This window comes from Synechococcus sp. CCY 0621 (assembly GCF_019038465.1).
Taxonomy (GTDB): Bacteria; Cyanobacteriota; Cyanobacteriia; order PCC-6307; family Cyanobiaceae; genus Cyanobium.
Window position 1 is genome coordinate 225,806 of sequence record NZ_JAFKRH010000015.1, and the last position, 23,285, is coordinate 249,090.

The 23,285-nt window shown below is 52.4% G+C and carries 20 protein-coding genes; 8 read left to right on the top strand and 12 right to left on the bottom strand.

Annotation, left to right across the window (positions count from 1 at the left end; translation table 11 throughout):
• Window positions 1-11: 11 nt before the first annotated feature.
• From KUG43_RS06270 to KUG43_RS06280, 3 genes are all read right to left on the bottom strand, one after another.
• Window positions 12-1,001, bottom strand: coding sequence for an N-acetylneuraminate synthase family protein (locus KUG43_RS06270; protein ID WP_216907190.1), 990 nt, complete (start codon window positions 999-1,001; stop codon window positions 12-14).
• 72 nt (window positions 1,002-1,073) lie between these two features.
• Window positions 1,074-2,192: a glycosyltransferase gene (locus KUG43_RS06275; RefSeq protein ID WP_216907192.1), complete on the bottom strand. Its 1,119-nt coding sequence runs from the start codon at window positions 2,190-2,192 to the stop codon at window positions 1,074-1,076.
• Window positions 2,173-3,771, bottom strand: a complete 1,599-nt coding sequence (locus KUG43_RS06280) for a glycosyltransferase family protein (RefSeq protein ID WP_216907194.1) — start codon at window positions 3,769-3,771, stop codon at window positions 2,173-2,175. The genes KUG43_RS06275 and KUG43_RS06280 overlap by 20 nt, the downstream gene beginning before the upstream one ends.
• 264 nt (window positions 3,772-4,035) lie before the next feature.
• Here KUG43_RS06280 and KUG43_RS06285 point away from each other — a divergent pair, with 264 nt between their 5' ends.
• Together KUG43_RS06285 and KUG43_RS06290 are read left to right on the top strand one after the other, a co-directional pair.
• Window positions 4,036-4,755, top strand: coding sequence for a glycosyltransferase family protein (locus tag KUG43_RS06285; RefSeq protein WP_216907196.1), 720 nt, complete (start codon window positions 4,036-4,038; stop codon window positions 4,753-4,755).
• A 97-nt stretch (window positions 4,756-4,852) separates the two neighbouring features.
• A complete protein-coding gene (locus tag KUG43_RS06290) occupies window positions 4,853-5,218 on the top strand; it encodes a cupin domain-containing protein (protein ID WP_216907199.1) in 366 nt (121 codons plus the stop codon).
• A gap of 7 nt (window positions 5,219-5,225) precedes the next feature.
• Here the strand turns inward: KUG43_RS06290 and KUG43_RS06295 are convergent, their stop codons facing one another.
• The gene (locus tag KUG43_RS06295) at window positions 5,226-6,002 is read right to left on the bottom strand and encodes an HpcH/HpaI aldolase family protein (RefSeq protein WP_216907201.1); all 777 of its coding nucleotides are present in this window, start codon (window positions 6,000-6,002) and stop codon (window positions 5,226-5,228) included.
• A 610-nt stretch (window positions 6,003-6,612) separates the two neighbouring features.
• Between KUG43_RS06295 and KUG43_RS06300 the strand changes: the two genes are divergently transcribed.
• The 6 genes from KUG43_RS06300 (at window position 6,613) to rffA (ending at window position 13,479) form a co-directional block, all read left to right on the top strand.
• Window positions 6,613-8,289 carry a hypothetical protein gene (locus KUG43_RS06300; RefSeq protein WP_216907203.1) on the top strand — a complete coding sequence of 559 codons (1,677 nt, stop codon included), beginning with the start codon at window positions 6,613-6,615 and terminating at the stop codon, window positions 8,287-8,289.
• 1,179 nt (window positions 8,290-9,468) lie between these two features.
• The gene (locus KUG43_RS06305; protein ID WP_216907205.1) at window positions 9,469-10,452 is read left to right on the top strand and encodes a glycosyltransferase family 2 protein; all 984 of its coding nucleotides are present in this window, start codon (window positions 9,469-9,471) and stop codon (window positions 10,450-10,452) included.
• A gap of 115 nt (window positions 10,453-10,567) precedes the next feature.
• On the top strand, window positions 10,568-11,179 hold the full coding sequence (locus KUG43_RS17255) for a GNAT family N-acetyltransferase (protein WP_353617954.1): 612 nt from the start codon (window positions 10,568-10,570) through the stop codon (window positions 11,177-11,179).
• Window positions 11,180-11,203: 24 nt separating this feature from the next.
• Window positions 11,204-11,587 carry a GtrA family protein gene (locus tag KUG43_RS17260; RefSeq protein WP_216907209.1) on the top strand — a complete coding sequence of 128 codons (384 nt, stop codon included), beginning with the start codon at window positions 11,204-11,206 and terminating at the stop codon, window positions 11,585-11,587.
• A 9-nt stretch (window positions 11,588-11,596) separates the two neighbouring features.
• A complete protein-coding gene (locus KUG43_RS06320; RefSeq protein ID WP_216907211.1) occupies window positions 11,597-12,355 on the top strand; it encodes a class I SAM-dependent methyltransferase in 759 nt (252 codons plus the stop codon).
• Entirely contained in the window at window positions 12,352-13,479 is a 1,128-nt protein-coding gene (gene rffA / locus KUG43_RS06325) for a dTDP-4-amino-4,6-dideoxygalactose transaminase (protein ID WP_216907213.1), read from the top strand. Before KUG43_RS06320 ends, rffA begins: the two co-directional genes overlap by 4 nt.
• Window positions 13,480-13,952: 473 nt before the next feature.
• Here the strand turns inward: rffA and KUG43_RS16940 are convergent, their stop codons facing one another.
• The 8 genes from KUG43_RS16940 to KUG43_RS06355 form a co-directional block, all read right to left on the bottom strand.
• A complete protein-coding gene (locus tag KUG43_RS16940) occupies window positions 13,953-14,711 on the bottom strand; it encodes an IS3 family transposase (RefSeq protein ID WP_286194439.1) in 759 nt (252 codons plus the stop codon).
• Window positions 14,708-15,094 carry a helix-turn-helix domain-containing protein gene (locus KUG43_RS16945; RefSeq protein ID WP_286194440.1) on the bottom strand — a complete coding sequence of 129 codons (387 nt, stop codon included), beginning with the start codon at window positions 15,092-15,094 and terminating at the stop codon, window positions 14,708-14,710. The genes KUG43_RS16940 and KUG43_RS16945 overlap by 4 nt, the downstream gene beginning before the upstream one ends.
• 46 nt (window positions 15,095-15,140) lie before the next feature.
• A complete protein-coding gene (locus KUG43_RS16950) occupies window positions 15,141-15,551 on the bottom strand; it encodes a helix-turn-helix domain-containing protein (protein WP_353617946.1) in 411 nt (136 codons plus the stop codon).
• Between the two features lie 201 nt (window positions 15,552-15,752).
• Window positions 15,753-16,703: a hypothetical protein gene (locus KUG43_RS06335; RefSeq protein WP_216907215.1), complete on the bottom strand. Its 951-nt coding sequence runs from the start codon at window positions 16,701-16,703 to the stop codon at window positions 15,753-15,755.
• A 702-nt stretch (window positions 16,704-17,405) separates the two neighbouring features.
• Complete coding sequence (locus tag KUG43_RS06340) at window positions 17,406-17,549, bottom strand: hypothetical protein (protein ID WP_216907217.1); 144 nt, start codon at window positions 17,547-17,549, stop codon at window positions 17,406-17,408.
• A gap of 454 nt (window positions 17,550-18,003) precedes the next feature.
• The gene (locus KUG43_RS06345) at window positions 18,004-18,696 is read right to left on the bottom strand and encodes an FkbM family methyltransferase (RefSeq protein ID WP_216907219.1); all 693 of its coding nucleotides are present in this window, start codon (window positions 18,694-18,696) and stop codon (window positions 18,004-18,006) included.
• 119 nt (window positions 18,697-18,815) lie between these two features.
• The gene (locus tag KUG43_RS06350) at window positions 18,816-21,047 is read right to left on the bottom strand and encodes a glycosyltransferase (protein ID WP_216907221.1); all 2,232 of its coding nucleotides are present in this window, start codon (window positions 21,045-21,047) and stop codon (window positions 18,816-18,818) included.
• A gap of 31 nt (window positions 21,048-21,078) precedes the next feature.
• On the bottom strand, window positions 21,079-23,067 hold the full coding sequence (locus KUG43_RS06355; protein WP_216907223.1) for a hypothetical protein: 1,989 nt from the start codon (window positions 23,065-23,067) through the stop codon (window positions 21,079-21,081).
• Window positions 23,068-23,285 lie beyond the last annotated feature (218 nt).

The window sequence follows — 23,285 nt, forward strand, 5'->3', positions numbered from 1 at the left end:
AACTGGACTGCTTAGCCAGGGCCGGATAACTGCTCATAGCGAATGGGCATGCCCTGATCAATTGAAGCGATGGCTTTCTGACCGAGAATGGAGTTGCTTTCGCGCACAGGAATGTACGTCGTCTCGAAGATCTTGCCGGTGAGCTTGTCAAGCGTAATGACATCACCGGGGCTGAGTGGCACTCGCGCGGCCAATGATTTCCCCAGCTTTTTGAACACAGGCTCGGTGCCCAGGCTTTCAGTTGGCTTGGGTGGCATCATTTCGGGAATGCGCTTGATGTCACGGGCGAATCGCCGGAAGCCATCGGGTTCCAGCGCAAAGCTATGGTCTGTTCCCTTCCACGAACGGTTGAGAGTCACGTGCTTCTCAAACACCCGTGCACCACACATGTATCCAACAGGACCACTAACGATTCCGTTAAAGTGGTCGGACAGTCCAATCGTGATCGTTGGGTAATCATTCAGAAAGCGCTCGATACGTTGCAATCCCAAATGATTGTGGTCGCAGGGATACTCTGACACGCAATGCAGGAGAGCGATTTCGTCGTGGTAACGCAGAATGGTGTCAACACTGTTTCGAATCTGCTCATCGTTTGCTCCCCCAGTGCTTACCACGACGGGTATGCCGGTTTGGGCGATACGATCGATAAAAGGAAGATTCCCGATGTCGAAGGAGGCAATCTTCAGCAGGTCGATCTGCAGGTCAACCAGCAGCTCAAGGCTGTACTCGTCAAACGGTGTCGACATGAACAGAGCCCCAGCTTCGCGGCACTTTGCGCGTAGAATTCGTTTCTCATCGGGAGTCAGTTCAAGTTGCTCGCGATGCTCGCCGTAGGTGGGGCCGAACGCATTTTCACTATCGTATGGTTTATTGTAGGCGTCTTCAGAAAAAAGATAGCGATTGTTTCTGGTCTGGAACTTAATGACATCAGCTCCGGCTGAGGCGAAGCGGTGAATGTATTCGAGCGCATTTTCAAGTTTGCCTTGGTGATTCTGTCCCACCTCGGCGATAATCAGAGACTGATGGGAAGACCTCAGATGTTTTAGCATCATGAAATATCGTTCAAATCCACTCTAACATGTGAAACTCTGCCATTGGCTCAGCTGTTTGGAGAGTCTCTGCAGTTCGCTTCGGTTGGTTTGATGCATCCTCTCAAACACGGCCAGACGGCTTCTCCCATCTTCGGGCAGGGGCCAATCCCGACACAGATCAGACACGGAGCTCGTGTCCATCGGATCCACATAGCAGGCGGCATCATCCAGAATCTCCCGAAAGACAGGTATGTCGCTGCAGATGATGCGGCAGTTCTCACTCAACGCCTCAATCAGTGGCAGTCCGAATCCTTCCACGAAAGACAATTGCCAGTAGTAAAGATTCATACGGTAGAGATTCACTAGCTCATCCTCTGAGAGCCTTTCCAGCACCTGTACTCCATGACTCAAGGGCCGAGCCAGTTCCTGTACAGCATTTGCATTGTCGGTAACGATGGTCAGCCGCCACCTGGAGTCTGTCTTCAAAAGCTTTCCAAAGGCAGCGAGGACTCCTGGTAGATTCTTGTTGGCGGTGTTGGCTGCAACGGTCAGGATCGAAAAATCAGAACGCTTCGCAAATTCGTCTTTCTCAATCTGGGAGTCTTCAACAATCTCCAGACGCTTTGAGGTTCCCTTTAGAAGATAGTAGAGGACGAAACTAGTGGCGGTGGGTCTGTTGCGAAGCTGGTCGACTCGATTTTTGTTGGTATAGGTGGTGACGAGCAATAAGTCTGCCCAGCGCAGGTTGGCAGCGACGATGAGCTTATAGTAAAGATATTGACTGAAGCGGTAAACAGTTGGCATGTCTTGCCAGTAGAGGTCATTGATGACCACAACATTGTGGGTACTACCGAAGACTCCGCAGGAACCGACAGAGATCACAATGTTGTCTGTTCTGCCGTTCCGCAGGAAATAGATCTGTCTGCTCAAGTAGCGACGCCAGAGCATCTGAGGCAGTTGTATGGAGCGAATGCTGACGTCACAGTCAGAGAGGCGCATGCGGAGATACGCAGCGTTGGAAGGCCCGCTGACCACGCACTCAATTGGAAACGGGAGGACTTGCAGGCTTAGGGACTTGGCCAGTTCAATGCCATACTGGAACGTCCCTTTCAGGTACCCGCCATCTTTGGCGTAGCTGAAATCAATGATCAGGTGCTGCATGAAAGGGTGTCCCAATTGCAATGCCGTCCAAAATAGCCTTTTCGCCATTGCTGGCTTCGGATGCCGTGAGAAGTTCCCACTCGATCATGCGTCGCCTGAATAGGTGGAACGCATACCGTTCAGCACGTTCTTGATAGGGAAGAGTTCGATGCTCCAGCATGTCCTGCACCACCGTGGGCAGATCTTCGCCTCGTTGCAGATCACGACCCACCTTTTTTCCCCGTAGGCAGGATTCACCGCAGATGAGTACGGGCTTGCCCAGATACGCGGCCTCCACAGCCGTCTTTGTGGCATACACCACCACCAGATCACTGGCTTCCAGCAGTTGATAGGTACTGATGGGTTCGTCGGCCTCAATGATCGAGAGATTGGCGCAGCGGTGGGCGGTCTCCCGGAGAACTTCTGCAGATGTCGTTGCCGCTATCCTTCGGCCGGTTACTTCGGCGGGATGGATCCTCACCACGAACCGTGTACCAGGAAGTTTCTCTGCGCAACGACCGATGTCACGCAGCCAGCTTTGCATATCGGTGTAAGTGTTGGCGTTGAAGTGAGCCTGTGCGTCCCAGTCCACGTTCGTGAGGACGGAGACAAGCGGGCTACCTTGGTCGCCGGAAAACACAGGCGACTTTGACTCGGCGCCCCTGTGTACAAAGCTCACCCAGTCCTGAGTACCTGTCCGGCGTGATGTCATGTAGTTCTTCAGCCAGACGCGATCAGCAGCGCTGAGCACATGATTCTCCCATGTAGCGTTCGGTTCTTCAATGAGTTGGCGGTGATAGGTATCGCCGTGGCTCAAGAGAAGCGTATGACGACGATATCCCTTGTGCCAGGTGACAACTCGGACTCCGTGAGCATGGGCAGTGGCTACGATGACCCCCTGAGGGACATAGAGACCATGATTGACAACAATAACTTCTGGGGTGTAGGTCTCCAGTATGGATTCCACTCGCAGAACGGTTTGGCAAGCGGCTTCCGCAAATCGACGAACGACTGAGGTGGGCACTTGGCTGGGTTCGACAACCTTGCCATAGAAACGAATCAAGCCCGAGCGTACGTGTTCGCTGATTGGCACGCCGCGGAAGCTGGCCTCTTGCCCATGTAGAAATCCCTGAATCCACCCATCCATGTCTGCTTTATCCGCCTCATGCACATGTGCATATGTAAAGACTTGGAAATGGTGGCGGATATAGGCATTGAAGGATCCGGAACAGTAGGTGCAGGTGTGTCCTGGTCCCTTCTGAGCAAACTCCCGATCGCTAAGGAACCGCTCGCTCTCACATAGGGAACAGGCAGTCAGGCTACCCTCACATATAAGAAAAGCGACGGATGCTCCTTGTTTTTGAAGTCGAATACCCAGACATATATCTAGACTGGAGATATCTACGTTTCCAAGGGTCGAACAGGCAATCAGAATTCGCTTCTGCCCATAACTGCTGGAACCAGGCCTTTTTTCAGCCTTTGAGAAAAGAGTCAGGGCCCTGTGTGCACGACGTCTCAGGCGAACCGGCAAAACCGTGCGACTCCATATGCTGCCGAACGCCGGCAATCGCTTGATCCGCTTCCGGATGCTAAACTTCATTTGAAAAAACTAGCCATGCTTTAGAAGTTGAGATCACCACATCACCAAGACTCGCTGGAATCATCGCGGCTGACCGTGCTGGCTGATGTCACGGTGAAGATTCAACACTGATGAGTCTACTCCTTGGCTTAACCTTGTGCGGCATCTAGGTTTGCCTCGGTAGTCTTGTTTGCTATGTATCGATCTCTACCGATCAGTTCGACCATCGTTACCTATCGACGTGGTGGAGACTCTGCCTATGGGGCGCGGCTGGCTGATTGCATTATGGGTTTGCTTTCCTCCGGATTTGCTGGGCCTCTTTACATCGTTGACAATAGTCGCGAATCCAGTTTAGAAGCAGTTCTACCCAGCGATCCACGAATTCACTACTTGCATTTGGGTGGCCGAAATCTTGGATTTGGTGCAGCTCATAATCTTGTAAGGAATCTTGAGCTGGGAACCTTTCATCTGATTCTAAATCCCGACATTGTGTTCCCAGAACCTACCGTTCTGCAGCGCCTGGTAGCGGTACTTGACGAGAACCCTTCAATTTCAATGATACAGCCATTGATCTGTGATGTGCTTCCACCTCACCATGTGCAGCGATTATGCAAGCGTGATCCCACCTTGCTTGCCCAGATCGGCAGAGCCGTGCTTGGTCCGATCTACCACCGGGCTTTGCGTCGGTACAACGAATGGTATGAAATGCAAAGCGAGGCCTACGGCAGTTCGCTGGTTTTATCCACGTATCTTTCAGGAGCGTTCATGCTATGTCGTACGGATAAGCTACACAGAGCTGGCTGGTTTGATCCAGCTTTCTTTCTCTATCTGGAAGATGCTGATCTGACCCGCCGCCTCGCGGCTTATGGTCCGTGTGTGCATTGTCCTTGGGTGCTCGTCTATCACCATTGGGCTCGCTTCAATCGTACCCGTCTGATCCCTTTCCTTTCTGCTGCTTGGTCCTTTGTAATCTATTCCCGAAAGTGGGGGCTGGTAGGCTGGTAATGATGTGCTGCCTGCACTGATCATGACGGAACCCCTGCCAACACCAGAATTCTTTGCACCCAGGGACATGGGCCCACGATCCTGGGGGACAGAGACCTTGGTTGCCCTTTCTCCTGGGAAGTATTCCCTCAAGCATCTTTTCGTAAAGGCGGGTTCACGCGGTGGCTTGCAGTATCACCATTTCAAGGATGAGAGCGCCTTTCTTGTCAGCGGTACGATGCGCCTTCGATACGACGATGGAAGCGGCAAACTTGTTGAGAAACTGGTTGGTCCTGGCGCAAGTTTTCGTTTCCCGCCAGGTTCGGTCCACCAGGAAGAAGCCATCACTGACTGTGTGCTGATTGAGGCTTCTACTCCTCACGCCAATGACAGGGTTCGTATGGAAGCCGTCTACGGCATTGATGCAGGTGATGATAACCCTCTCCCTTCCACTCGCCCTGATGAAGTGATCCTCATCACGTAAGCCGTCGCTAGTGATTCAGCTCCGCGAGAAGGCCGCCGGCCCCTCCGCTTAGCAGCACCGTATCGGTGGTCACTGCAATGAACTGAAAGCCCTCTTCCCGCCGGCGTCGAATGGACTCTCGTTCCAGTGCGATCACACCGGCGGCGACACCAGCTCTTTGGGCGGCCACTAGAACACGTCCTGCTGCTGACACGACACTTGGATGGTCTACCTGCCCAAGGAGCCCCATACTTGCGGAAAGGTCATACATGCCCACAAACACGAGATCAAGGCCGGGGACGGAGACAATCTCATCAATGGCGTCAACGGCCGCTATATGTTCAATTTGGGCGATGGCTAGAATTTCGTTATCTGCCACTTTCGCGTAGGTGCCGGCTCCATTCACCCCCCAGCGCGCTGGGGCCATGGCTGGACCGAACCCTCTGACTCCTTGGGGTGGATATCTCACAGCAGCCACTGCTTGATAGGCCTCCTTGGCGGAATTGACCATCGGGGTGATGATTCCCATGGCCCCGGCATCCAGATGTGCTTTGGCGAGCCACGGCAAATTCTCTGCAATTCGCACAAGTGGTACGGCGTCTGTTCCCTGGCTGGCCTGGATCATCAGCTGGGCTGTTTCCACTGAGATCGCACCATGCTCGGTGTCGACCCAGATCCAGTCGAATCCTTGAGCGGCCATCAGTGCCGCTACCGTCGGGCAGGCCAACTGCAGGATGACTCCGTAGGAGGGTTCTCCTGCTCTGAGTCTTCCCTTGAGCTGTAGAAGCGCATTCATTCTGTTCATCAATTGACAGCCTGTTCATGGCACTCCAATTATCCTTGGAATTCCTGGTATTCACTAGTCGGACGATCTTGCCTCATTACATGTAACGTATGGACACAGCCCAGACCTCTTCTGCTAGAGGACCTGCTGGTTGTTCACGTTGTGCCCAGTGTCATCACGATGAGGCCCGCAGCCTGGCCTTCCAGAAATCCTGGATCATCAGACCTGGCAAGGAGCTCAGCCCCTGCATTTCCTGGCAGCATTTTCCTAAGTCATCTACTCATCCCACACTGCCTTGGGCATTGTTTTGCGATCGCGCTGCCGACATCCATGGCCTTGAACGGCCACTACCAACGGATCGCTGCATGTAATCAAAATCTGGCTAGCGAATTTCTCGCCTTCCTTCTCATCAGAGTCCTTCAGTGCGTATGAGGGTTGAGTTCGCAAGCCTGGGCATTAAAAACGGCAGACTGCCACCATCCTGACAGCCTTAATGCGGCGCTTGTTGTGTCCTGGAGTTGATGACGCAGCAGCTGGACTCAACATCTTTGTGTTAGGGTGACCGGTGAATCACGGTTGGGTCATTATGGGTAAAGCCTCTTCGTTGAACCCGTTGAAGAAGTGCTTTGCCATGGCTCTCCTGTTAGTCTTTTTTGTTGTTATAGCCTCTGTTAAATTTGGACATGTGGTGAGTTATTCGCAATCTCAGGGGCGTTTGTCCATCCCCCCAAGGCCAGATGACATCGGCTATCAATTGCAGGCAATAAAGGATGCCAATGAGCTTCGTGCGAGAGGCTGGAGTCTTGGCTCTGTTGAGTATATATTTCACCATCGTCATTCTCCCCTGCTGAATGCCATTGGCACCTCTAGTTACCTCGTCTCTCCGCCCCGATACGTTCATGGATCGAAGGACTGGTCAAGCTTTTACCTGCCTAGCAAGGTGGCGGGTTTCTCTATGTTGTTGGCCATTCCGCTCCTTTTCTGGTGCCTGTTCAGGTTCCAGGCATTTGGCCTGCCGATCTTTGTTGGAACTTTCGCCACTTATAGCTTCGCTTGGACGGGTGGTTTGATCACCGAGTTCAGGCCTGACCTGATCAGTGGCCTGTTGCTGGGTGCTGGCGTGTTAGCGCTATGCCAGCGAGCTTTCAATGAACGGGTGCCACTGATTGTTGCGCCTCTTTTTATCTTTGCCTCCCTCTATGCTAAGCCAACAACATTTCTTCCTTTGTTCATAACTGCGGGTGCGACGATTCTGCTTGTCTACCTTTGCTATGCGCGACGGGGCCTCGGGATGGCTCCATTAAGGAAGTCATCCATTTCTCTTGCTATTTCCGTAAGCGTTGCGCTTCTGCTCCCTTTCTTGTTGATTAATCTGGCTCCCATCTCTTCGTATCTCTACAAGGCGTTCGTGACGGATTCACGCATTTGGGGTGGGCCGTTTGAGGGCCAAAGTCTGATTGAGCGACTGTCCTGGTACTTGCAACCTTCTGGCGGAGGCGCCATCAGTCTTCCCCTGAATAATCTGATCTTAATTGTATCTATTGTCTTTTTTCTTGTTGTGCGTCTTGCGCTATGCCGGCGACTGGGAAGCGAACTTTCTCACGGCTATTACAAGGGATTTGCATTGGCACTGCTCTGTGGCGCTCCCTATTTTCTTATGGCGAGCGTATCGAATAATAAGAGTTACTTTCTTGGGGCCTTCATCGGTATCTTCATGTCGCTTCTGCTTGCGGGCATCCTCGCGACTTTAGTGCTGGAGCTGAGCTTATCTGGAAGACGACTCTTGCATTCCTTGGCTTTGCTGCTAGTCGCTTGTATGGGCGTTCTGGCTATGGCGGCACCGCCGCCGGAAGCCTTTTTGTGGTCGGCAGGTAATTCACTGCAAGCACGCATGTTGCATCGGGATACTGTCGACCAGGCGCTGGCGCTCTTGAGTCAGTCGCCTGCTTTGTCGCGAGCGAATAGTCGGGTATTTGTGGCCGCTACGGAGTCGCTTCACGGAGATCTTGTTGAGGCCTATCTCCAGATACAGTCGCCACGGGGCAAGTCATTCCATGTAACTGACGGCGAGAATGTCACTGGTCAGCAGGAACTCATCCGTGAAATTGACAGTGCGGATATCATTGTCTTTGAGTCCGGTGAGATAGCTCCACCTTCCTATGCCTTTGACCTTTACATGCCATCCGTGCAAAGTCACTTGCAACAGATGGCTAAGGGCGGAAAGGACTTGCAAGTTCTTGAAACCAAAGCCCGTGTCCGTATGAAGAACGGACGAAGCCAGGGGGTTCTGATCATGTCCAGGCTTTGATAAGTCCAGCGACCACACTTCTTGCTTGAAACATTGGATGTAGAGTCTTCATCTTGCTGCTCCATTGCAGGTTCATAAAATGATCTTTGCTTTGCAGTGATCTTTCTGGTCCATGCGACTAGCTTTCGTCGCTAAGCTATGCGCTTTCATTCGTTTCTCTGTTCTTCGGAGATCCTTCTGCAGTGAGCGCTGACGCTTCTATATCCCGTCCACTGCTACCACCAGTGGGCCTGCTGGAATTGATCGTTGATTTCTTCCCGCCAGTCCGCCCAGGATGCCAAATCTCAGCCGCCGCAGGCGATGATTGAGCAGATCGCTGCGGAGAAGTGTCACCAGCAGGCCAGCGCCAGGTCAGCCGCCTGATGCAGGACCTGCGTCGTAAGGACAAGGCCCTGGCGGAGGCGCCGGCACTGCTGTAGCCGCAGGCAGCTTCGATGCATTTCGCCTCAACGATGAACCAGGCTGTCAGGGCAGGGTAGGGGGGAATTGATCTCTCCTTTTTAATCATTGGAGAGCACCGGAGATGCTCCATGCAGGTACTGCGGCAGCGTTGCGGAGGCGGCGTCAGTTTTGGGCTGATGGGGAGAGTCTGGATGGCCGTTTGGGCAGCCACTGCCCTGGTTCTCATTGCTCCATCGATGAGAAGCTCAAACGGATCCTGCTCCCCTGTAGCCCGCCGGAATCCGCCGGTCCGCCGCCTGGACAGAGCGATCCAGCACTTGCGGACCGTCCCTGTCCATCTCCTTGGTGGATGCCTGCGGCTACGCTTACGCTCGCAGCGAAGTTAGGGTGCTGCATGCCCACGTCCAGGCTCACCAGCGTCCGTGGTGACATCGGTAACACCATAAGGGTGTTCACCCTTGAGGCATGCCTGGATGAGTTGGCTGTGCTCCAATCCTTTCCCCATCCCACAGGTCAGCATCGACACCCCCTGCTAGGAATCGCAGCAGTCTGGCTGCGCGCATCAGCAGGGCCGCCAGCGTCATCGCTGCTGCTGGCTGTGGCCGGAGATGCTCGTGTTCAATTCAACGCCCCCAGAAACATCGTCTATCGGCCTAAGTTGGCAATGTGCGCCGGATAAGCGCCAGGAACTTCATCTTTGTGCGCTGTCACCGAGCCACTCCTTGTGAAGCTGGTTTCTGTCCACCATCATGTGACGTTCAGCTGTGCTGGTGATCCATGCACCTCTGGCTCCTAAGATGGATGAAATTATCGGGACAGCGGGAGCCAGAGCCAGTGCCAATGATCTCTGTGGTCTCTCCTGTGTACCAAGCTGCAGAGGCGCTCCCGCATCTGGTCAGGGAACTATCCAATACACTCCAGAATCTGACTGATCGCTACGAAATCATCCTTGTCGATGATAGAAGTAAGGATCAGTCTTGGCAGTCAATTGAAGTTGAGTGCCGCAAGTCCAGTCATGTGATTGGTCTCAGGCTTAGTCGAAACTTTGGACAGCACTCTGCAATTACTGCTGGACTGAGCCATGCAACAGGAGACTGGATTGTCGTCATGGACTGTGATCTTCAGGACAGACCTGATCAAATTCCTGCTCTTTATCGCAAGGCAACCGAAGGATATGATGTCGTCACAGCAAGGAGACTGATTAGGCAAGACTCCATATTGAAGAGATTTTATTCACGCTGTTTCTATTCCTTTTTTAGCTACCTTACAGGCACAACCCAAGATGCCTCAATTGCCAACTTTGGTATTTACCGTAAGAAGGTTATTCGGGCAATCCTTAGCATGGAGGACAACATTCGATACTTTCCGGCCATGGTCCAATGGGTTGGATTTTATTCGACGTCTGTTGACGTCGCCCACGCTTCACGAGTGCATGGAAGATCTACCTATAACTTGCAGAAAATGCTTCGGCTTGCGATTGACGTCATTATTTCCTTTTCGGACAAGCCCTTGAGGCTAGTCGCTCAAGGAGGGTTAGCCCTTTCTTGCCTGTCTATGCTTATTGGCTTTATTTATTTGGGGGGTTATGCGCTTGGTGTTATCAAGGTCGCTGGCTATGCAAGTATCATTATATCCATTTGGCTTACTGCGGGCTTTAACATATTTGTTTTGGGTCTCGTTGGAATTTATGTGGGTAAGGCCTTTGAAAAAATCAAGGGTCGTCCAGTCTTCATTGTTGATGAGGTTCTGAGTCTTGATTGAGTATCTTGACTGGGATACGAAGTTCTTCGAGCTTAAGGTTGGAAGGTGCACTGTTGACTCTGACTTGTCGTGGAGTACAGCACAGGTGCAAGCAGGTGATGGAGACTTCAAGCTGGTGTATATCTACTCTGGCTACGAACTATCAGGTTCGTCGAATGATTGCTTCCATCTGCTTGATGTCGGAGGACAGATTGAATTTGACAAGACTCCTTTGGCTCATCCTGAGGACCAAGAGACCGGCAGGAATATCTCTTCCTATCGAAGCCTGCCCCTGTCTCCCGCTATCTGCCATCTTGCTTATACTAGTGGGCGACTGTCTAGGTTTAGGATTGATCCACACATCCCGAGGACTAAATATGAATCGCTTTATGCTACTTGGGTCGCCAATACCCTGCAACGCCATCCATTCGGATCCGTCTTTGTTTATCAGATGGACGGTCACCCTGTTGGGCTTATCACGTTTGAGTGGGATCGTTCAGTTTGCACGATCGGCCTGCTAGCAGTTCTTGACTCAGCCCAGGGTAGGGGAATCGCTACAAAGCTGATCAGGCATGTTGAGAGCTTCTGCATGCGAAGACGGATAGGAAAGCTACGAGTCAAAACTCAACTCTCTAACCTCAGTGCACGATCTCTGTATCTAAAATGTGGCTTCGTTGTGCGGGAACGCTCATATCTTTATCACGCCCGTGCGTCGTCACTTGGAGATAAGTCAGTCAGCCTCCTTTGACTCTCAAGTTACTTGCATGTCTGCATGAATCAACATCTCGAGCTCCGTAGCCAACTCTTCAAATACTTACTTGTTGGTGTCACTTCCAATGGTGCCGCCTATGGCTTCTACCTTCTCATTACGTCATTTGGCCTAAGTCCAGTTCTCGGCATGTCGATCGTCTACGTCATGGCGGCCGGCATTAATTATTTCTTGAACAGATCCTGGACATTCTCTTCGAATGCTCCCGTGCGCAGATCTTTGTTTAGATATGTCGTGGTTCAGTGCGTTGGTTATGCCACGAATCTTGTTCTGTTAGCCGTGCTTCATTATGCTCTTGGTGTGCCTCACTATCTTGCGCAGCTAGCTGGTGTTACGATAGTGGCTGGTGAGCTATTTCTTCTGAGCCGCTTTTTTGTTTTTGTATAGCTCAAGCCTATGAAAGCAACCCTTCCCTCTTCCCCGTTCCCTCCACAAGCCTTTATCGATCTTGCTGATGCGGAAGATCAGCATTGGTGGTTTCGGGCGAGAAGTCAGATTCTCATTTGGATTCTGAAGACAAGAGTCTATGGGCTGAGCAACTTTCTCGAAGTCGGTTGCGGCACTGGTTATGTTCTAAGAAGCATTTCAGACGCACTCCCGTGTGTAGGCCTGGAAGCCACTGAATACTTTCAGGATGGCATGTTGATTGCCATGCAGCGGGTTCCAAATTGTCATTTTAGACAACTCGATGCCACTGAGATGGCCGAAGCAGATGTCTATGACTGCATTGGATCTTTTGACGTTTTGGAGCATATTCAGGCTGATGAGCGCGTGCTTCTTAACTTTCATCGTGCTCTGCGTTCAGGCGGGTTTCTTGTGCTGACTGTTCCGCAGCACGCCTGGCTTTGGTCAGGGGCGGACGAATTCGCTCACCATGTGCGCCGCTACTCACGATCTGAACTTCGAGAGAAGGTTCTTCGTGCAGGTTTCCACATTCAGGAGTGCACTTCTTTCGTCAGTATCCTTTTGCCAGTCATGGCTCTCCAGAGACTTACGGCAAGTCGAAAGACCTATCGCCTGGCTGATGAGCTAAGGATCAATCCCATTGTGAATTCCATGCTGTATTTTGTCATGCAGCTTGAGATCGTTCTGTTGCGCGCTGGACTACGCTTTCCTGCCGGTGGTTCTCTTCTCCTGCTGGCGCGTAAGCCATGATTCCATTCAACAAACCTTATCTTACCGGGCGAGAACTTCATCACATCTCTGAAGCCCATGCTCGAGGTCAGCTTGCAGGCGATGGCCACTTCACCAAGAAGTGCAATACTTGGCTTGAGGAGCGAACAGGCTGTCATAAAGCACTGTTGACCCATTCATGCACTGCGGCTCTTGAGATGGCGGCGATTCTCGCTGACATCCAGCCTGGTGATGAGATCATCATGCCCTCATACACTTTCGTGTCTACGGCTAATGCTTTTGTGCTTCGAGGTGGTGTCCCTGTCTTTGTTGATATTCGCGAAGACACTCTCAACATTGATGAACGCCTGATTGAGCCCGCTATAACCTCCCGCACCAAGGCCATTGTTCCAGTTCATTATGCTGGTGTCGGCTGTGAAATGGATACGATTATGGCGATTGCCAGCAGGCATAACCTGCTGGTTATTGAGGATGCGGCCCAAGCTGTGATGGCCACCTATAAGGGGCGTCTGCTTGGCTCGATCGGTGACCTCGGCTGCTACTCCTTCCACGAAACAAAGAACATTATATCTGGTGAGGGAGGTGCGCTCCTCATCAACAACCCTGCATTTGCTGAGCGTGCCGAAATCATTCGTGAGAAGGGTACCAACCGCACCCAGTTCTTTCGTGGACAGGTGGACAAATATACCTGGGTTGATATTGGATCCTCCTATCTTCCTGGTGAATTGATCGCAGCTTTCCTCTGGGCCCAAATGGAGGAGTCCGACTTGATCACTGCCAGTCGTCTAAAGATATGGAATGACTACCATGAGTCCTTCCAGGTTCTTGAGGAGGCAGGGCGTCTCCGTAGACCTGTCATCGCTGATGACTGTGTTCACAACGCCCATATGTACTACCTGCTCCTGGCTGACTTGGCAGAAAGGAGCGCATTTATTTCTTGCATGCTGAAGCGGGATATCAGGTGCGTGTTTCACTATGTTCCGCTCCACAATGCGAAGATGATGATTGCATCCCATCTGCCACCGGCCTTGCTCCCTGTGACAGAGTCGGTAGCAGCATGTCTTGTGAGGTTGCCTTTGTGGATTGGTCTCAATCATGATCTAGTTATTGAAGCAGTCCTTGATGTTTCCAATATATCGGGCTGACTTCTTTCGTGAACAGTGCATTCATGGGTTGACTTGGTCCAGGCATTACTCTGTTTTCTTTTAGTACCCTTTTCATCATGGTAGAGAGAGCCACTGTTTGCATGCATTTCTGTTGTCGTCCTGACGCCACCCGGATTTTCGCCAGAGTCCTTGCCAGGGACATTTGAGTCTGCCCTTGCCGCGAGCTCGACATGGTTGATGTCTGCGGGTGGATTTGCTCTCCCCACCTTTTCATCAACAGATTGAGGTGGAGTGTGGTGCTAGGAGTTTGTTGCCCATAGAGCAGAAGCCCGCCTGTCACGGCGAATGCCGGCCCTGAGCGAACGCTGTGGCTCTGTTCTTCAGCTGAACGTGCCCATTGAGGCGGTCCTCCATCAGCTCTGGCCAGGGCGGCTGCCTGCCCTTCATCCCGTTGCGGTGACTACCAGGAAAGATGCCCCCTCTGCCAGGAAAGATGACGCCCCTGCCGCTGATCAAGCGGCCATGACCAACTTAGCTGGATCAATGGCGTTTTCTGGAAGCGGTTGATTGATCCAGACCACCCCCGGCTGACGCCAGCAGCGATTACCGCGGCTCCAGCGGCGGGGGTGTCGCTGGCGGGCCTGCTCGTAGACACGGGCGCGGTGACGACAGAGTTCAATGGCCTGACCGCTCTGGCGCTGATCAGGCGTCACGAAACGGATGGAACTGTGGCGGTGCCTGTGGTTGTACCAGTCCACGAATGCACACGCCCAGCTGCAGGCCTCTTCCTGGCTGCGGAAGGGTCGCCTGGGGTAGTCCGGTCGGTACTTGACCGTGCGGAACAGCGACTCCGAGGAGGCATTGTCGTTGCTGACCCGTGGCCTGGAGAAGGATCTGAGGACCCCCAGCTCCTCCAGCCGGCTCTCCAGCGTGGCTGCCCGCATGGCATTGCCGTTGTCGGCATGGAGGATCAGCGGCTGGCGGCGGTCCTTGCAGATCCGCTCCCGCAGGCAGGCCCTGCCCACCAGATCAGCGGCGATCTGTGCGTCTTCCCGATCCGCCACGTCCCAGGCCACGATCTTGTGGCTCCAGACGTCGATCACCAGGTACAGGTACAGCCACACCCCCCGAATGCTGGTGGGCAGGTAGGTGATGTCCCAGCTCCAGAGCTGATTCGGCCCCATGGCCTGCAGCCGTGGCACCGGTCTTGGCGCCTGGGGCGGACGCGCCCTCCCGCGGCGGTGGGCCTGGCCGTGGGTGCCCGGTGTCAACTACGTAGGCGGCCGCCTACTAATTGTCGCCGGACACCGCGGGCATGAAGCACCCGGTAGAAGCTCCGCTCCGAGCCGATGTAGAGCACCCGATCCGCCAGGACCGGCACGATCTGGCCCGGTGGCAACGCCGCAAATTCCGGCTGGTTGCAGGTCAGCAGGATCCGCTGGCGCTCATCATCGGAAAGCCGGTGAGACACCAGACTTGGACTCCCTTTACGGCGATCCAGTCCGTCCCCTACACCGGCGAACTGCTGCCGCCAGCGCTGCAGCGTGGTGAGCCCCACGCCAAGCAGAGCGGCGAGTGCACGGGCCCGTGCACCGGCAGCCATCGCCGCATCGAGGATCTCCAGGGCCTTGCGGCGATCGGCAGGAGATGTCAATCCCCCGCGTCCTCTCCCCAGTAGGCCTGGATCTTTTTTGAGGCGATCAGCAGCGCCGCGCCTCTGCCAGGGCCTTGTCCTTTCGGCGGAGCTCCTGTTGCAGCCGCTTGATCTCTCGCTGATCGGCCTGGTGGCGCCTCTCGAGGTCCTTCTGCTCGGCCATCGTCAGCAGCGGCTGTGCATTGGCATCCTGGGCCGCCTGCCGCCAACGGTCCACCTGCTTGGGGAACAGGCCCCGCTCCCGGCAGTAGGAACCCAGTTCGGTGCTGTTCAGGCCGGCGGTCTCCAGCACCACCGTGAACTTGTCGGCCGGGCCCCAACCCTCAGGGTCCTTCTGAGTGGCGGGCACCACCTCCCCCTGCAGCCGCCAGGCCTTCCTCCACTTGTAGAGGGTGATCACGTGGATGCCCAGCTCTTGGGCAATCTCCGCCATGCTCTGGCGGTGAGGCGGGCTCATCCGCCGGCGGACATCAGCCTTGACGGCCTCGCTGTAGGGACGCATTGATCGATTCCATCAGGCCCCCTGGTGGTCGGAATGGTCGGGATGGAGAGCCTTCAACGTTCCTGGCAGAGGGGGACCTTGTTCTCAGTCGAACTAGCCAGGTCGCACGAATGAGTGAAGCCGTCAATGTGGGCAAACTCCCGTCTGTGCTTGCGCTCATTGCTCAGCTGCTTGGAGGTCAAGAACTTGGTCGGCTAGACTGTTAGCCAATGCACTTCGACCCGCTTGATTCAGGTGCTCTGTTGGATCATTGTCATGAAAAAAGTAATCAGAAGTTAAGAGAGTGCTGTAATCGAGAAGTCTGGTGCTATCGAGACTGGTGTGTTGGTCAATGCAGTTGGTGATGACCCTGATATTTTCGCGTACGATCGCTTCAAACTCGCTGCCGACATGCCTTAAGCCTGCACAGTAGTTTATGGGTGTAATGTAGAGCAAGATCTTGATTCCCATGTCGGCGAGTTGATTGATTATCTCAGTCAGTACTCCTAGTTTAGGATGGCTGCAATCAAGGGGATGTGTATAATGAAAAATGTAGATATGTCGCCACCTGCAATTCTTTTCTGTTTCGTCCTGAGGGTTGGACGCTATGACCTCGCGGAACTGGCCAATTTGGCTGAACTCACTTAGTGGGTACTCCACAACTCTGTTGGCATAGGAGTCGATTGCATCTACAAGCTTGTTCTGATCCGCTTTTTCTAAGACTGGAGACCCTCTGTGAGGTTCTGCAAGGTACGACTTGATGGCGGCTATCTCGGGCTCTAGTCTCCAGAGGGGATTCAGATCCCACTGTGGTGAAAAACTTCTCAGGTTGATTGGCAAAACTAGCATCTTCGGTTGTAGCCGAAGGGTGCTTAGAATCTGCACAAATCCAAGGAATACTTGCATGTGATAGGCAGATCCTGAAATTGACGCTACAGATAGCTTGTCGTGCAAGCAGTCTGCAAGCATCTTGCCGAGGGTTCTTGCATCTGAATCATGCTTGGAGGTCCGCTCAACTACTGAATCCCCGAGATAGAGTACATTCGGTGCAGTCTCTTCTGAGCTGAACAGTTCAAGAAGCCTGGTAAGATCGGTATAGCGGGACTCTTCTTTGGCTGTGACAGGCAAGTCGACATCTCTGGGCCGAGCGTCGATTGCTGGCCTATTCCTGAATTTGGCGAATGCAGCCTTGAGGAGATTTTGGGCAACACGCCTAATCGACATCATGACGCCTCATCTGCCATTCAGGCCAGCTCCTTGCGTTTGTTGCGGTATAGGCATTGGAACCAGTGTGATGCCTGGTGTGGCGACGTTGCATCGGTGCTTAAGGACCATTCTCGAACTTGACTTGGAATTGCCGCGCAACTGTTAGGTGTCCTTTACGTGCCTCTACTTATCCTGTGATCATGCCATCCAGCCAGCACTGATCGAACTCTAAGTGATACTACTCTGGGCTTTCTCCGGTTCCGTGGACAGGTCGCTAAGGGGCAACCGATGGCCACCCCCACCAAGGTTAGACGCTGGATTCCTCTCCAGCAGAGGCAGCGGGCTGTTCACCTTCGCCTGCAGGAGGGGCTGAACTGCAACACCGTGGCTAAGTGTTTGGGCCCGCCTTTCAGCTGCATGCTCCTCTGGGTATAGTAGCCCCACGTTGATCATGCTCAGGATGTGCTCAGTGCAGCTGAGCTTGGGTCCTGAACCCTCTTAACAATGTCAGCAGGAATTGAGGAAGGAGAAGGCATCTTTATGGCTGATGGCACCCCTCGTTGCCACAGAGCCTCGCAATGGTTTCGCCTGATCGATGAGCGTCGATGCCGTCACTTCGTCTCCTCAATCTTCCAGCAGCTGTGCTGGCGCCTCAGTGGCTTCGACGCCTTTGGGCAGTGCCAGGATTCTCCCGTACGGCGGGTGATCCAGATCGGTTCTGATCCGCGCTGAGATCCAGCGGGGTTCAAGCAGCAGCGTGGCTTCCATGGCGGTCCGCGTGTGACCCTTGGCCGGGGGAGCTCAGCCCAGAAGCTTGGTCGTCACCGTGTCGCCTGGCCCTTCCAGTGTGCTCAGCACAGTGGCAGAACCTGCAAGCCATTGCGGACCTGTACTCGGCTCCAATGATGCCCGGCGCTACCTGGCCGATTGGATCAACCTGTTCAGTTTGAGTGTTGTCGGTTGGATGCAGTATCGAGCCATGGCTGCTTCTCTGCTGATCGAGGCTCCTAGCCGATCCCTCGTTCACCGCCAGGTCCATCCGGATCATCTGGGGAGTCAATACTTATCGACTGACTCTCGCCAGCTACTGGTGGAGAACAAGGTCAGCTGCAGCTTGAACTTGCTTTCTGGACCGAGTGCTACGACACGCGCCAGTGGCAGCACTCGACCATGGTCACTGCACTAGGCAAGTGAATGGCATGTCCAACTCTTACTTGTTCGACTACTTTGCCGAGTAGCTACGTCGATTCCATGTGGGATGGTCCGACCGTATAAAGATCATGTGAAATTGCCAAAATGCTAAGTCCCCAGGTCGGAACAAGAGATCGCACATGTCAATGCAGCGAAAGCCAATTGACTTCATGTGCAGTGACATCTCGTCGAATGTTAGGTTCTTGCCATCGACAAAGTTTAATTTAAAATTGTAGCACTCCATCATGATTAAGTTGGTTTGTTTCAGCGTCTCGGTGGCACCCTTCAGCACATCAAGCTCAACTCCATGGGTGTCAAACTTGAGGAAATATGGGCCTGGCATTGCGAACTCATTGACCAGTGTGTCGATTCTGCGAATGGGAGTTCGGTGGGTGTTTGCGCCGCTGCCGTCGCCAGTTCCAAGGGCTCCACCAGTATCGTTGCTCTTCTGAAACATGCCTTCGATGTCCTCACTCCCGGCGCCACAAACAACATGCTTAATACCGGGATAGCTTTTGGAGAGTTCCTTCCAAGTGGGTTCAAACCTTTCATCCATATCAATTAGCAAGGCCACGAGATGGCTCCAATGATTTCTGAAGAAACCTATGTCATCACCCTTCCCAGCACCAATATTGATCAGGCTATTGACCTCGATTTGACGGGCGTCCATTCGCTTGAATGCTGCCCCTATGTCCGAGCTTCTGTAAAGCTGATTGTCCGTCATCCTTGCATACCGATTGAGATCCTTGTCGAGTAGCCCAAGCATCATCCTAACTCTTGAAATGTGGGTCGTGTACTTTGCTGATCTGAGAGGCTGAACTGGGCTTAACATGTTTCAACATGTTAAGCGAACATTCGCTGTAGCTGCACTTTTTCGCTATCTGAAAGTGAGCGTTTCGCTACATATCGATAAAGTAACCGAAATGAACTTGTGGCCTGTTCCCAAGAAAAGTCCTTTGCTCGTTGTTTGCCCCATTGAGCCAGTTCTCGTCTTAGGTTTTCATCTAACCAGATTGATGTTAACTTAGCGGCTATGTCGTCGACTGAGTATGGATCGAACATCAACGCAGCCTTTCCGACTACTTCGGGGATGCAGGAGACGTTTGAGCAGGTGATGGGCACCCCCCGATCCATGGCTTCCAGCAATGGAATCCCCAGCCCCTCAAAAAGGGATGGGAAAAGTAGAAGCCGTGCACTGGACAGATAGAGTTGGATCTCTGACTCTGATAGATATCCAATACAGTAGATCTGATCACTGATATCATAGTGTTGAGCAAGAGCTTCAAGGTGGCCTTCTCGGCCTTTCACCGCTCGCCCAGTGCAGACGACTGGAATGCGAAGCCCAGAATCCTTTTTGATCTTTGCCAAGGCAGCGAAGAGTCGCTCATGGTTTTTGTGTGGCCATGGTTTGGCAGGATAGATGGCATAGCTCCCTGCTTCTATGGGCATCTTCTCTGCTTGTGAAACTTTCTGATTCCAGGCTACTGGCGTTTCGCAGGGTGGTTCAACTCCACGATAGATGACAGCGATCTTGGAGGCAGGGATTTGGAAATAGCGTGCAATATCATACTTTGTACTCCTTGTTGCCGTCACGACCACTGCTGCTTTCTTACAGGCTTCCGAATAGTGCCTGTTTCTGAACAAGATCTCCTCTTTTGCAAACAGCTCCGGCAAGTGGATGTGTTGAAGATCCCAAGGCTCAAAGATAAATGGTAAGGACGTTGGATAGAAACGTTGGTAAGGGAAATGTATCAGTTCAATCCCGTTTAACCTGAATATCTTATCAAGTCCCGTGACGCCAGTGTGATCTTTCGCAGAAGCCATGCGCAAGGATTGCTTAACATCCCGCAGATATCGAAGCAGTTGATGAGGCCATCCGAAAATAGAACCAGAGGCGTACCGTATCGGACGCCAAGCAACTATCGACTGGGACGATGATATATGTGACTCTAACCATGCCGATTCTCCGCCAGGACCAATTAGGAACTGGGAGTCCCCTGGTTCATTCTGCAATGCAAGGCCACGAATCAACTGAAGCAGATTGGTTTCGATCCCTCCCGCACTTCCTTCAAGAAGCTGTGCGTTGATTGCAACTCTTACCCCTGCTGTTGGAATCGTCTTGATGGCGAGATTCTGTGCTTGCACATCTTCCGGATCACTCTCAAGTTTCTTCGTAGGCATACTCACAGACGATCCAAGTATAGTCTGCCTTTGCAAGGATTGTCGTAAATGGTATGCTTTGCCAGTACAAAGTATTGGATCGTAGGGACTGATGTAGTGGCAGGTAAGAATGTTGTTGATATCTCTCAGCAGGCCTTTTAGTCCTTGGTTGTTTCGCATGCCAGGAGCATGCTTGAGCAGCCGCCCTACATTGCGATACAGTCGCTTGAGGCGACGACTTTTGGGTTTTGTTTGATTCTTCGCAAAGGTCTTGCTATAGAGACTCTGGTAATCTTCTTGCTTTTGTAGCTGCCTTTCTAGTTGCGTGTCTGTTCCCCAATCGCGCCAATGTTGGAGTGCGATGTTGCGTGTATAGACAATATCTCGACCGCTGAAGAGCATCCTCGCCGTAAGGTCAGGATCAATTCCATAGTCCATGAAAGCTTCGCTGAATCCTCCGAGCTCTTGTAGAAGCTTTGTACGAAGAAGACCTTGGTTTACATTGAGAATCCCGCAGGTCGAAATGCCACCGATATATGGTTCACTGGCGAACGGGCCTTGCATATCACGGACCTTGAGGCCAACCATTCCAATCTTGGTGTCTTGCTCAAGGATGTTGACTGCAGTGGCGAGACCGTCGTTGACAACGATATTATCGTCGCTCAGCCAACATGTGTATGGAGTTGTGATCTTCGAAAAAATTTCATTGTAGGCTTTGGCTTGGCCAATCTTCTGCGGATGAAAGATGCACGTAACTTCCTGCGGATTCAGGCTCTGAAGATATTCAACCGTTCCGTCCTCTGATCCAGCATCCGAAATATAAATCCGAGTACTGATAGACGACTCGCGGATTGACTGAATACACGCATGAAGAAGTGATAGTCGGTTGTAGGAACCAATGACGACGGATAGCAAGGCTGTCTGGTTTGAAATCGGCATCCTTTGATCAGATCCGTCTGTAGATGGTTTCAATCATGTGTGGATGTCCGTTTATGCTGCATATCGTGTCCTCAAGTTTTCTTGAAAGTCGGAAGCCAGACTGTTCAAGCGTTTGGTGGATGGCATCATAGGTGTTGTCTTCATCTGAATCCGTGTCAAGCCTCTTTTGCAAGCTTACGAACTGAACTGTGGGACTTTTCAGGCTTGCAATCAAGCTGCTCCGATCATCCTGGATGTCTACGAAAAGAATAGCTGGCCCACTTCCCAAAGCTTCCGACAGGATTCCCTCATGCATCTGATCGACAATCTGGATTTGTAGTCGGTCTTTGGATCTAAACCTCTGGGCTAGACCTTCCGCTCGTTTCTGAGACCTTTCATTCAGAATGATCAGTTTCTGAACTCCTAGGCTTTGAAGCCGTGTCTCCATGCTCTTTGCTCTTTCTGGACGACGAATCCAACGATTCAACTTTGCTGACTTCCGGCGCCACGAAGACAGCACTCGCTGCCGGCGAAGGACATAGTCTTCTGCAGGATAGATAAACTCTTTACCTTGTGTGATGCCATCACAGATGATGTCAAGGCCGATGTCCACGCCAGGTAGTAATCCCTTCAATGAGCGGACGGCGGGCTTATAGGGAGGCCATGCTCCAGTCTTCCCCATGCATCGAAGAGGAATCATTCTCCGGTAGAAGAAGTGAAAGGCATACTTTAGTGCCCGTTTCTGAGTTGTTTCATCGAGCCGTTGGCGTAATGGAAGACTTGCCAGAATCTGCAGGTAGTCTTCTACAGAGCTGGCATCACGGGTTACTTTCTTGTTGCGTATCCAGGCTTCACCTGCCACGACCACCGGAATCCCAACACTCGTCAGCTCCACGCCTGTCTTGGTTCCGTATATGATCACTGAGTCGCATTTATCCATCACAGCGTAGGTGCTGATCTGACTCTCTGGTCCGATCACTTTGATATTTTCTGGCAGAGTGGGCCATTGTTTGTTAATCTCAGCGAGCAAGGGTTGCCTCGAGGGTAGGGTACCTCGGACTTCCGCTGGGTGAATCCGAATCACAAGCTGTAGCTCAGTACGTCCAGAAAAGTATTTGATAGTCTCGAAGACCCAACTCAGCATGTCAGGGAATGCATTCGCCTCGTAGTGCAGCTGTGCATCCCACATCACATTGGTCAGCATGCCAATGATTGGCTTGGTAAGGTCCAGTCCAAGAGTCTTGTTTATTTCTTTGAAGTCCTCTTGCGGTTTTTCGTGAAACCATATCCAGTCCCTACTGCCATTGAGACGACTCTGTAGGTACGACAAAACCTGTTTTTGAGCCGGCTCATCAAACTCGATGTCTTCCCAGTTTGCATTTGGCTCATTTAGCAAGGTGTGGTGATAAGTATCGTCATGGCTAAAGATGAAGCACTTTTTCCGATAGGCAATGTTCCATGTACTGACTTTGACCCCTTTTGATCTTAATACTTCTCCTATAACGCCATGAGGGCAGTAGATACCATGGTTGAAACAAGATGACTGATAGTGGTAGCGATTGGCGAGTTCACTGACAGCATTCATGGTCACGATAGATGCCTCAAGATAACATCTAAGTACTGCTTCCCCCATTTCCTGGTCATCAAGATTTCCGCTGGCAAAGTAGCGCAATGTCCCTGCATAGGCATGTTCGCCGACTGGGATGTCTGAAACCTTCAAGCTGGAAATCTCTGAGAATGCAACTTCCTGACTCTTTAACTTGGCGTTTTCTCGTTGCTCACTGGTGACGAGCTCGCTCAGCCGATGGATGTGGATACCTAGGGCAGAAAACAGATACTCTCCTGTTGCTTGGCATGTCTTGCAGATGATCGACTGAAACTCTGACGAGATGATGTCCTTTGGATCCTTGATCGTTGTGTGCTCAACACGTAGGCACGCTGGCAAGGCGGCATCACATAGAAGCACATGCACCTCAAACCCACGCAGCGTCAGGGATACTGCAAGGAGACTTTCCATGGAGCTCAGCGCTGCCATCCCTCCAACAGTTGTAGGCAGCAAGATCTTTGGGGCCCCAACGCATCGTTTCAACCGTTCTTCCCAGAATGAACGCTCACTCCCAAGCAGCCTTGCCCAATCTGGCAGGTAATCCACATTCTCAACTTTATTTCGAGGTATTCCCTGCACTGTGAGTCCTTGGTCTCTCCTGTTTACCAGTGTTGATAACGGACTGCTCT

Excerpts from the sequence above, each read along its gene's own strand:
- KUG43_RS06300 (WP_216907203.1), top strand. The coding sequence starts at position 6,613 with ATGGCTCTCCTGTTAGTCTTTTTTGTTGTTATAGCCTCTGTTAAATTT.
- KUG43_RS17260 (WP_216907209.1), top strand. The coding sequence starts at position 11,204 with ATGAATCAACATCTCGAGCTCCGTAGCCAACTCTTCAAATACTTACTT.
- KUG43_RS06285 (WP_216907196.1), top strand. The coding sequence starts at position 4,036 with ATGGGTTTGCTTTCCTCCGGATTTGCTGGGCCTCTTTACATCGTTGAC.
- KUG43_RS06345 (WP_216907219.1), bottom strand. The coding sequence starts at position 18,696 with ATGACGGACAATCAGCTTTACAGAAGCTCGGACATAGGGGCAGCATTC.
- rffA (WP_216907213.1), top strand. The coding sequence starts at position 12,352 with ATGATTCCATTCAACAAACCTTATCTTACCGGGCGAGAACTTCATCAC.
- KUG43_RS06340 (WP_216907217.1), bottom strand. The coding sequence starts at position 17,549 with ATGGAAGCCACGCTGCTGCTTGAACCCCGCTGGATCTCAGCGCGGATC.
- KUG43_RS06355 (WP_216907223.1), bottom strand. The coding sequence starts at position 23,067 with ATGGAAAGTCTCCTTGCAGTATCCCTGACGCTGCGTGGGTTTGAGGTG.
- KUG43_RS06280 (WP_216907194.1), bottom strand. The coding sequence starts at position 3,771 with ATGAAGTTTAGCATCCGGAAGCGGATCAAGCGATTGCCGGCGTTCGGC.
- KUG43_RS16950 (WP_353617946.1), bottom strand. The coding sequence starts at position 15,551 with ATGAGCCCGCCTCACCGCCAGAGCATGGCGGAGATTGCCCAAGAGCTG.
- KUG43_RS06295 (WP_216907201.1), bottom strand. The coding sequence starts at position 6,002 with ATGAACAGAATGAATGCGCTTCTACAGCTCAAGGGAAGACTCAGAGCA.
- KUG43_RS06320 (WP_216907211.1), top strand. The coding sequence starts at position 11,597 with ATGAAAGCAACCCTTCCCTCTTCCCCGTTCCCTCCACAAGCCTTTATC.
- KUG43_RS06305 (WP_216907205.1), top strand. The coding sequence starts at position 9,469 with ATGCACCTCTGGCTCCTAAGATGGATGAAATTATCGGGACAGCGGGAG.
- KUG43_RS06275 (WP_216907192.1), bottom strand. The coding sequence starts at position 2,192 with ATGCAGCACCTGATCATTGATTTCAGCTACGCCAAAGATGGCGGGTAC.